At 70.1% G+C, this 9,762-nt stretch carries 11 protein-coding genes and 1 pseudogene; 9 read left to right on the top strand and 3 right to left on the bottom strand.

Features of this window, described 5'->3' with window-relative positions:
• Positions 1-319, top strand: a pseudogene (locus P3H78_RS32280) (hypothetical protein); the annotation flags it as partial.
• Between the two features lie 39 nt (positions 320-358).
• Here the strand turns inward: P3H78_RS32280 and mihF are convergent.
• A complete protein-coding gene (gene mihF, locus P3H78_RS32275) occupies positions 359-673 on the bottom strand; it encodes an integration host factor, actinobacterial type (protein WP_018519983.1) in 315 nt (104 codons plus the stop codon).
• Positions 674-856: 183 nt separating this feature from the next.
• Positions 857-2,053, bottom strand: coding sequence for an aminotransferase class I/II-fold pyridoxal phosphate-dependent enzyme (locus P3H78_RS32270; protein WP_276112740.1), 1,197 nt, complete (start codon positions 2,051-2,053; stop codon positions 857-859).
• A 401-nt stretch (positions 2,054-2,454) separates the two neighbouring features.
• Between P3H78_RS32270 and P3H78_RS32265 the strand changes: the two genes are divergently transcribed.
• From P3H78_RS32265 to P3H78_RS32235, 7 genes are all read left to right on the top strand, one after another.
• The gene (locus tag P3H78_RS32265; RefSeq protein WP_276112739.1) at positions 2,455-3,723 is read left to right on the top strand and encodes an MFS transporter; all 1,269 of its coding nucleotides are present in this window, start codon (positions 2,455-2,457) and stop codon (positions 3,721-3,723) included.
• Between the two features lie 82 nt (positions 3,724-3,805).
• Entirely contained in the window at positions 3,806-4,240 is a 435-nt protein-coding gene (locus P3H78_RS32260; protein ID WP_276112738.1) for a hypothetical protein, read from the top strand.
• A gap of 129 nt (positions 4,241-4,369) precedes the next feature.
• On the top strand, positions 4,370-5,242 hold the full coding sequence (gene trpA, locus P3H78_RS32255; RefSeq protein WP_276112737.1) for a tryptophan synthase subunit alpha: 873 nt from the start codon (positions 4,370-4,372) through the stop codon (positions 5,240-5,242).
• Between the two features lie 190 nt (positions 5,243-5,432).
• Positions 5,433-6,182 carry a hypothetical protein gene (locus P3H78_RS32250; protein ID WP_276112736.1) on the top strand — a complete coding sequence of 250 codons (750 nt, stop codon included), beginning with the start codon at positions 5,433-5,435 and terminating at the stop codon, positions 6,180-6,182.
• Positions 6,183-6,465: 283 nt separating this feature from the next.
• Positions 6,466-6,768, top strand: coding sequence for an SH3 domain-containing protein (locus tag P3H78_RS32245; RefSeq protein ID WP_276112735.1), 303 nt, complete (start codon positions 6,466-6,468; stop codon positions 6,766-6,768).
• 171 nt (positions 6,769-6,939) lie between these two features.
• Complete coding sequence (locus tag P3H78_RS32240; protein WP_276112734.1) at positions 6,940-7,311, top strand: hypothetical protein; 372 nt, start codon at positions 6,940-6,942, stop codon at positions 7,309-7,311.
• A gap of 57 nt (positions 7,312-7,368) precedes the next feature.
• The gene (locus P3H78_RS32235; RefSeq protein ID WP_276112733.1) at positions 7,369-7,557 is read left to right on the top strand and encodes a hypothetical protein; all 189 of its coding nucleotides are present in this window, start codon (positions 7,369-7,371) and stop codon (positions 7,555-7,557) included.
• A gap of 171 nt (positions 7,558-7,728) precedes the next feature.
• Here P3H78_RS32235 and P3H78_RS32230 read toward each other — a convergent pair whose 3' ends face one another.
• Complete coding sequence (locus P3H78_RS32230) at positions 7,729-8,241, bottom strand: hypothetical protein (RefSeq protein WP_276112732.1); 513 nt, start codon at positions 8,239-8,241, stop codon at positions 7,729-7,731.
• 256 nt (positions 8,242-8,497) lie between these two features.
• Between P3H78_RS32230 and P3H78_RS32225 the strand changes: the two genes are divergently transcribed.
• Positions 8,498-9,586: a hypothetical protein gene (locus tag P3H78_RS32225; protein WP_276112731.1), complete on the top strand. Its 1,089-nt coding sequence runs from the start codon at positions 8,498-8,500 to the stop codon at positions 9,584-9,586.
• Positions 9,587-9,762: the final 176 nt, after the last annotated feature.

The following is a 9,762-nucleotide window of genomic DNA, read 5'->3' as shown; positions in this document are numbered from 1 at the left end:
CGAAGAAGTGCACAGCGATCGCCCCTCGGTGCTCTCCAGCAAGCTGCGGGAGCTGTTCGGTGCCTACACGTCGTGCCCCACCTACACGATGACATCGGGGACCACCCCCATCGAGGTGAAGGTGTCCAAGTCGGTCACCCCGGAACTGGGCGACGAACAGTTCGCCTACACCTCGACGATGGAACTGCCCTCCGGGGCGCAGGTGCTCAAGACCATGGCAGTCCGTGAGGGCAATGTCGCGGTGATGCTGGTGGGCGCCCCCGCTCTGGTCGACCGCCATATCAAGACTGCCGTCGGCAAGCTCCCCGCAGGCAGCTGACCGAGACCGGCGCCGCGGCGCCGGCCACCGGCAGGCGCGCTACGCGGCGCTGGGAAACTCCTCCAGGAGCTTGGCCCGCTGGGCAGGTCCCAGACCCTGGACACGGCGCCCCTCGGGGATGCCCAGGGCGTTCATCGACCGGGTGGCGCGGACCTGGCCGATGCCGGGCAGCGCGGTCAGAAGCTGTCGAACCGGCATGCGGCCGACGACGCTGTCCGCTCGGTCCAGCACCTGGGCCAGCGTCAGGGTCCCGGCCTTGAGGCTCGCCCGCACGGCGCTGCGCGCCTGCCGGGCGAGGATGGCCTTCTGACGTGCCGCGTCGCGCTCGCCATTGGTGAGGGCGGGAAGGGCCATGGTGTCCTACCTTTCGGGGCGAGATCTCGCGGTCGCGGACCTCAGGAGAGTGGGGCGAAGCGTCGTCGTGGCCCCGGTCGGGGCCAGGACGTCGGCGGGGTCATGTACGAGGACCGCGCCGACCTCGCGATGGCGTCGGAAGGGATCTCCAGCGGCTCGACGTCCGTGTGGGACGGCACCCGCTCACGCCGCCTGGCGGTAGCGAGGGAGGAGGTCCTCGCGCAGTGAGGCGAAGACGCCGATCGCCGCCTCCAGCACATCGGGTGTGTGCGCGTCTGTGCACGCGATCCTCAGCTGGTGGCCCTCGCCGGCGGGCGGGAGTACGGCGTTGGTGTAGATCCCGTGCTCGACCAGGAGGCGCTGCGCCGACAGCATCGAGAGCTGGTCGGGGAACCGCACCGGGATGACCGGGCCGGCGCTGTCGGCCACGTCGTAGCCCAGTGCGTCCAGGGCCCGGCGCAGGTACGCGGCCGCCGCCAGCGCGTCCGGCTCCGCCTCCGCGTGCCGGCGGACCTCTCGCAGCGCAGCGTGCGCGGCCGCAGTGTCGGCCGGGCTCAGCCCGCTGGAGAAGATCTGCGTCCGGGAGGTGTGCCGCAGGAAGTCGATCGTCTTGGCATCCGCCAGTACCGCGCCGCCCTGCGACGCCAATGCCTTGCTGAACGTCAAGGTCATTAGCGGCACCCGGCCCCGCATTCCGGTCTGCTCGACCACCCCGCGGCCCCGCCCGAACACTCCCACCCCGTGGGCGTCATCAACCAGCAAGGTGGCGCCGAACTCCTCGCAGATCGCGACGAGCTCGGCCACCGGTGCCAGGTCGCCCTCCATGGAGAACACCCCGTCCGTGGCGACCAAGGAAGAGGTCGACGGCGCGGCCGCCAGCTGACGGGCTAGATCGTTGGGGTCGTTGTGAGCGAAGTGGCGTACCACCGCGCCGGAGGCCTCCGCCAGCCGGGCGCCGTCGATCAGCGAGGCATGGGCCTTTTCGTCCAGGAACACCTGGTCGCCGGGCCCGGCCAGGGCGGATACGACACCCAAGTTGGTCATGTAGCCCGTGCTGAAGACAAGGGCCGCCTCGTAGCCGAAGAAGTCGGCGAGGTCCGCCTCGAGGTTCTCGTGCAGATCCAGGTTCCCGCTCAGTAGCCGGGAACCGGTCGCGGACGTCCCGTACAACGCGATCGCGTCCTGCGCGGCACCGATCACCTGTGCGTTCACGCTCAGCGCCCGGTAGCCGCTGCTGCCGAGCATGCACACCTCGGCGCCGTCCAGCACCGCCTGCCCGCCCTCGGCCGGACCCTGAAAGGCCGGGTAGAACGGATAGAGCCCAACATCGCGCGCCTCGTCAGCCCGGGTATAGGCACGGCACTTCTCCAGCAGGTCCATCAAGGGGTCCGATCTCTCACGCGGGTCGGCCGAGTCCGCACCACTCTCACCCCGCCGCACGCCGAACCGGCTCTCCAGAGGTGAACGTCCCACGCCCTGGCCTTGCGAACCGACTCCGCGTTCCGCCCCGCGGGACAGACGCGCCGAACTGCAGTCGTGATCCCTCGTGGCCGACAGTCGGATCACGGTGCCACCCCCCTGCGCACCCACAGCACGGACCGCGCCACGGACCGGGCACGAAGATCGACTCCCGCCGGGTGGCGCCACGGGCAGCCGCCCACCCCGATCTCTTCACGGCCCCCGCATCCTCAAACCGAACCCGCCGGCCCCGCCGCGCGGCAGACGCAGCGCACATCTGCGCCTCCAACCCGCCAGGATTCGCTCAAGATCAAGGAGCAGAGGTGGCCCGTGACAACCGCCCCACCCTCCAGTCCCGCCCCGCTCCGCTCCGGGTGCCGGCCGCCTACTGGACGCTGGTGGCCGGCTTCACCATTTGCCGCAGCGGCTGCGTCGTCGTGCCGTTCCTCTCCCTGTACCTGGTGCGCCAGCAGCATTTCAGTGCGGCGGACGCGGCTCAGGTCAGTGCCGCCTTCGGGGCGGGCTGGGCCATTGGACCCGGCATCGCGGGATGGCTGGCCGACCGCATCGGCCGACGCCCGACCCTCCTGGTGACCCTGTCCGCCGTGACGACGGCGTACCTCCTGTTCCCCGCCCTGCACACGCTCCCCGCACTGACCGCCGCCGCGTTCGCCGTCGGCCTCCTCTTCGACGCGCCTCGCCCGGCCGTCCTGGCGCTCGTCGCCGACCTGGTGCCCGAGGAGGCCCGCGGACGGGCCTACGCCCGCCTCTACTGGGCCTCCAACATAGGGGCAGGCGTGGCTGGTGCCGTCGGCACGGCCATCTCCGACCGGCACATGACCGCGCTCTTCTACATCGCCGCAGCCTCCAACCTGGCCTTCGCGGTCACCGTACTGATCCGCCGGATCGGAACGGCCCCACGCCCTGCAACACCCCGTAAGCGCCCCGACTCCCCGGCCACGGGCTACCAGGCCCTGCTCCGCGACGGACGGTTCCTCGCGCTGACCGGCCTCACGCTCCTGTACCTCTGCTCCTACCAGCAGGTCTTGTTCGGACTGCCCGTGGCCATGGACCAGGCCGGCCTGAAGCCCTCGGCCTACGGGATCATCAGCCTCATCAACGCGATCGGCGTCGTCGCCTTCCAGCCGCTCCTGCAGCCCTGGATCGACCGCCGTGCCCCCCTGGTGGTGTGCGCCACCGGCGCGATCACCCTCGGCCTGGGCATGGGCGCAAACCTCGGCGCCCGGCAGTCCCTCATCGGCTACGGTCTCGCCGCCGCCGTCTGGACCCTGGGCGAGGTGCTGTTCTTCAGCAGCGTCATGACGGTGGTCGAACGTCTCGCCCCCGCCGATGCGCGCGGCCGCTACACCGGCATCTGGGCGTCCACCATGGGCATCTCCGCTCTAATCGCCCCCCTCATCAGCTCCGCCGCCCTCGATTCCGGCGGACCGGAACTGATGTGGACGACGAGTCTCGCTCTGGGGGCTCTCGCCGCTGGCGGCCTCCTCGCACTGAAGCGGCGGATCGACACCACCCCCACCGCGCCCGAGCCCGAAGCCGTGGACCTGGACCTCGCGCCCAGCCGTACGTGACGGTTGCCCGGCTAACGCGGGCGCTCCCTAGCGTCCCCTCGCGCCTGCCGGACCGACCGGCAGCACCGATAGCGAGGAACGCATGACGGCCATCACCCGCATCGACCAGATCCCGACGTCCCACACGATCTTCCCGGCCAGCAGCCACCCCGACCTGCAGCAGCCTGGAGCCGTGCACCACGGATGGAACACCGGCCGCCAGCTTCTGCTGCACGCCGCGGGAAGCCCCCTGGCCAAACCGATGACCAGCCAGCCCCACCCGCTCCGGCAGCAGGCGATCGCGCACCTGCGCGCCCTCACCGAGCACCTCGACGAAGTGGCCGGACCGCTGACACTCGCCCTCCACGTCAGTGCCGTCCAACAGCCTCCCGCCGACGCGGACACCACCACCCTGCTCCCGCTGATCGGCGAAGCTCTCGCCGATCTGGGCGACTGGGGCGTCCGTGCCCCGCTGCCCGAACAGCTCGACCTGATCACCCGAGCCGTCCAGGCACTCCAGCCCTCCATGCCCCACTGACCGCACCCTTCGACGGTTGGAGGGTGCTGTTCCGCGCGGCGGAACAGCACCCCCGACCACGGAGCCGAGCGGTGAGACGCTCACCCCCGAGCGCCGTCCCGAGCCCGCGAACTCTGGTTGCCTCCCCGCATGAACGCGACACGGCGCGGAACTCGCCAGCCACCGGCCGGACCCGTGCCCAACGCACACGCCCGCTTCGACCAGGTGCTCGCGCAAGCCCGCGCCAGCAACCGGGCGGCGCTGGCCACCTACCTGCCCGCCGGTTACCCCACCCAGGCCCAGAGCCTGCGGATCTTGCACCGCCTTGCTGAAGTCACCGATGTGATCGAGCTCGGCTGGCCCTACAGCGAACCCAGCCTCGACGGCCCGGTGATCCAAAGGGCCGCCGCTCAGTCGCTCGCGGCAGGGTTCCGCGTCCGTCACCTCCTGGAGAGCATCCACTTTCTGGCCGCCTCGCCCGCGAGCGTGCTCGTCATGGCGTACTACCCACCCCTGTTCAAGTACGGCCTCGACCGCGCCGCCCATGACCTGGCGCAGGCCGGCGCCGCCGGGGTGATCCTGCCCGACCTGCCGATCGAAGAGGCCGACGGCTGGCTCACCGCGGCCCGAAGCGCCGGACTGCACACCGTATTCGTCGTCGCCCCCTCAACAACCGACGCCCGCCTCACCCGCATCTGCAGCGCCGCCGGCGGCATGTTGTACGCCCCCGCCGTCCCGGGAGTCACCGGCTCCACCGGCCCCCTCCACGATGCGCTTCCCACCTTCGTGAAGCGCCTGCGGGCCGCCAGCGACTTGCCCATCGGAGTCGGCATCGGCATCTCCACTCCCGCGCAGGCCCAGGAGGTCAGCCGCATCGCCGACGTCACCATCGTGGGATCCGCCCTCATCCGCACCATGGAAGCGACGCATGGACCCCGGCAGCAAGCCGACGCCGTGGCCAGCCTCGCGCGCACCCTCACCGCCGGGCTTCATCGCCCAGACACCCCGCAGGCCGCAGCGTGACGCGACCGCCGAGCAGAGACACACCACGATCGCCCCTCCGGTCTCAAGACCGCGGCGTTCGGCCGTACTTCCCCTGTAGGCACCCGGAGAAGGCGCCGACGAAGGCGATCTCTCGACAGCCGCTCCTGGACTGCCTGCCCCCTGGCCGGTGTACGCCGCCGCCCCCCGAGGACCCGAGGAGGCCATGCCCATGCTCTATGACGACCGAGGTGCCTTCGCCCAGCGCCTGATTCGTGAGATCACCCTGAGGCTGCTGGACTCTGCGATATCCGCATCCTCGCTCGCCGTGGCGACCACAAGCGGCACCGCCGCCTATCGAAGCGTGTCGGCACACCACGGCCACTATGTCCGCCTCGCTGCGGGCCTGGCTGCCGCCTTCACCGGCGGAGTGATCACCGACGGCCTGCTCGACGTCGTCACCGCCCGAGCGCGTCGGCGCCTGAACGGCAGAGATCCCAGCGAGCCCCAAGCACACCGGGCCGCGATGATCGAGAACTCGAGGCCGGTTCCTCACAAGACTGGGAAGAAGAACGCCGCAGCCGGGCTCCGGGCCTCGTCGGTCGACGACGGGCAGCTGCCGCTGGTGGCAGCGCCACGAGAGTCCGAGGACGGGGGAGTGGCATCGGAAGGCGAGAGGACCGCTGGCGTCCCCGACAAGTCCCCGTTCGCTCCGGGCGATGAGGAGGAAGACATCGTTGCGTCCCCCTCATCTGCGGGGGATCACGAAGTGGTGCTGCAAGCTTTGTTCACCAAGGCTGACGCTGTCCGGTACGCGATCGAGGTGCTGGACAGCACCCATACCCCGAAGATCGTGAAGTGGCTCAAGGGGCATGGGCGGGATGTGAACCGCGGCCAGGCGCACAAGATCACCAAGGCGGAAGCTGCCAAGCGCCAGAAGTCCCGCACGCGGATGGTCACGACCGCAACCCCTCCCCGCTGACGGCTTGTCTCTGATGACGAGCCGCACCCTGGACTTCGAGCCACACCGCCCCGCCATGACCTACCCGGATGAATGGCGATGGGCCATCCTCGCAGTGGGGCGTCCTCTGGTCCCAGAGGGAGGGACGGACGCAGCGACAGCGGAGCCACCGCCCGGGAACGCAGGCCCGCAGCTCTCTCCTGCAGGACTGAAGGGTTGCCCGGTCACTGCCCCGTCGCGACGCTGTTCTGCACACGATCGCGGTCGGCGCCAGAGCCGGTCCTGTCCTCCAGGAAGGTCCGTCGTGAACCTCTTTCCCCTCGTCCATCGCACGGCCGACCCCGCGCCCACGGAGACGCCTGCAGCCGCAGTCAGCTACCTCACGCGGTATGTGAACCGCGACGCCGTCTCCGCTCGCTCCGGACCCGGCCCCACCTTCGCACCGATCGGGCAACTCTTCTATCTCGACCGCGGGATCAAACTGCGCGAGGCCGACGGCTGGGTCCAACTGCGCCTGCGCTACCGCTCTGCGTCCGGCCTGGCGGAAGGCACCACGGCCTGGCTTCCCGAGGCATGGACGAGCCCTTGCACACCCCCGGGGCACTGACCCGCCCGCACCGCGTACGTGGCCGGCACCCCTGCCCCCTGCCCTGGCAGCCCACGCCAACTTCCGTACACGTACGGCATGCCGGGAGCCCTGTGGCAGTGTCGGTGCACTGTGTGAAGTCCGGCGCCCGCCCTTGGCCGCCGATCACCCGCCCTCTCCGAGGAGGACCCGGTGCCTGAAGCGCACCCCGCCCATGCGGACCTGCCCGCCCTCTACCGCGCGGAGGCCGGTGTGCTCCGCCGGCGATGGACGATGTCGGTCATCGGCCCGGATCTGGACGTGACCGTCGGCCCGAACGTCGACCTCGGTCCCGCCGAGGAACTCACCACCGCACAGCCAGGCGACCCGGGGCGCCACCTGATCTCTGTCAGCGGCCGTGTCCCGATCCTGCCGCGGGAACGGGCCGTACAGGTACTTGAGTCGCATGGATACGTCGTCGAAGCCGCCGCCCGCGAAGACGTCCGAACCGACCGCGGGTGGACTCAGACCTCCATGTCGCAGTGGACAGCTCCCTGCCAGCCCATGCACGAACAGACAGTGTGATCACCACGAACCCACGGCAACACGGCCTGCACGCGCCGGACGGACTGGATGAACCGAATGACTCGGACGAAAAGGGTGGACAACCAGCGGAGCCGTACGGCCGATGGCCATCTCAGCGTCTACGCCCCCCTCACACTGCTTATCGGCCGCAGCCTGCACGGGGAGGAGGTCTGGGCAACCATCCAGAGGGCCGATGACCAACTGCTCGGCGCCCACGGGTGCGTGAACGAGCAGCACGAGTCCTGACCCGCAGGGCGCACCGCGGCTCGACGCCCGCGGCCGCCGTTGCGGTGGGCTCGCCGGGGACTACTGGATCCATTCGGTGGCGGACCACCGCCCCCGCGGATCCATGAGGTGCCCCCCCACATCAAGGGGCCCGTACGCGACCCAAGGGCCCCGGGGTCCGCCGGGACAAGGTCAGGGGCCGGTTGGTTCCTGCGGCGCAGGCGTCTTTCCGGCCTCCACGGAGGCAACCGCTATCTCCACTTGCTGACGGATGTAGGCGGACAGCCTTCGCATGGCTTCAGGGTCATCCGGCAGGCTCCCCTGACACGCCTGAATCTCGAAGCCGTCCCGGCGAAGATCCAGCCGGATGCCTTCCGCTTCTATCCGGCGCAGCATCTCTGCATGGGGTTCGTCGGCGAGCACGTACGAAGCCGGGATGCCTCCCAGGTAGCTCATGACTGCCTCCTGCTCGCCGGGGCCGAGGTCAACGGTGCGCCCAGCACGCAGCTCGCCGAAGAAGACCGGTTCAGGCCCCGCCGCCTCATCGAGGGAAAACCCGGCAGCCCGCAACGCTGCCCGAAGGCGCTCCACCCGGACGAGGACCTCGGCGTCCCCCAGCGCGGGCGGGGCAGCGGCCGGCGCGACCCGCTCCGGCTCATGAACGGTGGTACGGCGCTGACGACGGCTGCGGAACTTGGTGAACATCCCCCGATCATGCCGATGTAATCCAGCCAAATCCACTGTCTGACTCTCTGACCTGCTGTGATGCGGCCCACGCGTGTGCTGTCCCTGGCGTGAAACCGCCTGAGCTCGGAGGTACTTCGTCGCGTTTGCCGGGCTAACCCCCGCGCCTCCTACCTTCGCCGTCATCGCCCCGCTCCTGCAGCGAGGGCACACCGCAGGTGGCCGGAGATGCCGCCCTCACCAGTAGCCCACTCACCCCCTTCAAGAAGGAAATGTCATGCACTCGACAACTCTCATGGTGGCGGACTCCCGCTTCCTCAAAGCCCGCGAAGCCGTCACGCAGGCACTCGCCTCGCAGAGCGGCACCACCCAGGACATCAGCGCCGACGTGGCACTCAAGGCCGCCCTCGACGCCTACGCCATCCCCTCCGAGTTCTGGCACACCGGCGGCGGTTGCACCGCCCGGTACGTCGCCTTCGGTCCCGACGGCCACTCGTCCGAACACCAGCTGCACATCGCCATCACGGACGACGCCTCCGTGGACCACCCCGTCGCACACCACAGCGGCTGGCTCGCCATGTGGTACGGCCCGGAATTCGACGGCTACGCCGACAATGAGCTGTACAACCGCGAGTCCTCTCTGACCAACCCCACCCTCGCCGACATGGCGCACGACAGTGCCAGCTGCGCGCGAGCCATCCGGGACTGGTTCGACGGCTCCGCCACCCAGTGGATCAGCAACGAGGTGAGCCTCGAGGGCATCGCGGGCCCCTACCGCGGACAGACCCGGCCGGAGCACTGGAACGGATACTGCGCCCCCCGCTTCACCCGCGCCGTGATGCGGAAGATCTGCGCCGACACGCAGACCGCACACCGCGCAGGCCACTGGAACGCACCGGCTCACTTCGAGGGCGACACCGTGGTGATCGTGACGCCACACGGCCGAGCTGAGGTCCTCCCGGACCAGGACGGCTACTACCGGCCCGGAGCCTTCCTCTGGCCCTGGACCGAGTACACCGACCGCGACACCGCCGAGATCAACGAATTCGTCCGGACCCTCCGGTGGAGCTACGAACGCGAGACGGACTCCTGGACCGTCCTCGCCGCCGACCACGGATGGCGAGTGAAGGTCATCGGCGTCCTCCCCACCCCCTCGCCCCAGAAGGCCCCGCACGTCGCGGACGCCCTCTACAACACGCTCCACGAGGCGGCCCTGTCCTCCTACCAGGTCACCGCCAACGGCCCGGGCGACGCCGCGGCCGCCGTCCGCGCACACTTCGCGACCACCCGCGCCGACCGCGACCCGGACGACACCGTCGTGACCTTCGACCTGCCCGGCGTCCACCTGCCCATGCCCCACCCGTAACCCCCGGCAACGCCGCGCGGCCGGGCCGATCCGGTCCGGCCTGCACCGCCCAACCGCCTTGACAGCCAAGGAGACCGCCATGAGTACCAAGAACGCCCTGCGCACCATCGACGTGATTCGCTGCGCCGGCAAGGCCGCCGACGCCTACCGGACGGCGCAGCACGCCGTCCGAGAAG

Source organism: Streptomyces tropicalis, from assembly GCF_029269835.1.
Lineage (GTDB): Bacteria > Actinomycetota > Actinomycetes > Streptomycetales > Streptomycetaceae > Streptomyces > Streptomyces tropicalis.
The sequence above is the reverse complement of the archived record's forward strand: the minus strand, read 5'-3'. Positions and strand labels throughout refer to the sequence as shown.

Excerpts from the sequence above, each read along its gene's own strand:
- mihF (WP_018519983.1), bottom strand. The coding sequence starts at position 673 with ATGGCCCTTCCCGCCCTCACCAATGGCGAGCGCGACGCGGCACGTCAG.
- trpA (WP_276112737.1), top strand. The coding sequence starts at position 4,370 with ATGAACGCGACACGGCGCGGAACTCGCCAGCCACCGGCCGGACCCGTG.
- P3H78_RS32250 (WP_276112736.1), top strand. The coding sequence starts at position 5,433 with ATGCTCTATGACGACCGAGGTGCCTTCGCCCAGCGCCTGATTCGTGAG.
- P3H78_RS32235 (WP_276112733.1), top strand. The coding sequence starts at position 7,369 with ATGACTCGGACGAAAAGGGTGGACAACCAGCGGAGCCGTACGGCCGAT.
- P3H78_RS32225 (WP_276112731.1), top strand. The coding sequence starts at position 8,498 with ATGCACTCGACAACTCTCATGGTGGCGGACTCCCGCTTCCTCAAAGCC.
- P3H78_RS32270 (WP_276112740.1), bottom strand. The coding sequence starts at position 2,053 with ATGGACCTGCTGGAGAAGTGCCGTGCCTATACCCGGGCTGACGAGGCG.
- P3H78_RS32230 (WP_276112732.1), bottom strand. The coding sequence starts at position 8,241 with ATGTTCACCAAGTTCCGCAGCCGTCGTCAGCGCCGTACCACCGTTCAT.
- P3H78_RS32260 (WP_276112738.1), top strand. The coding sequence starts at position 3,806 with ATGACGGCCATCACCCGCATCGACCAGATCCCGACGTCCCACACGATC.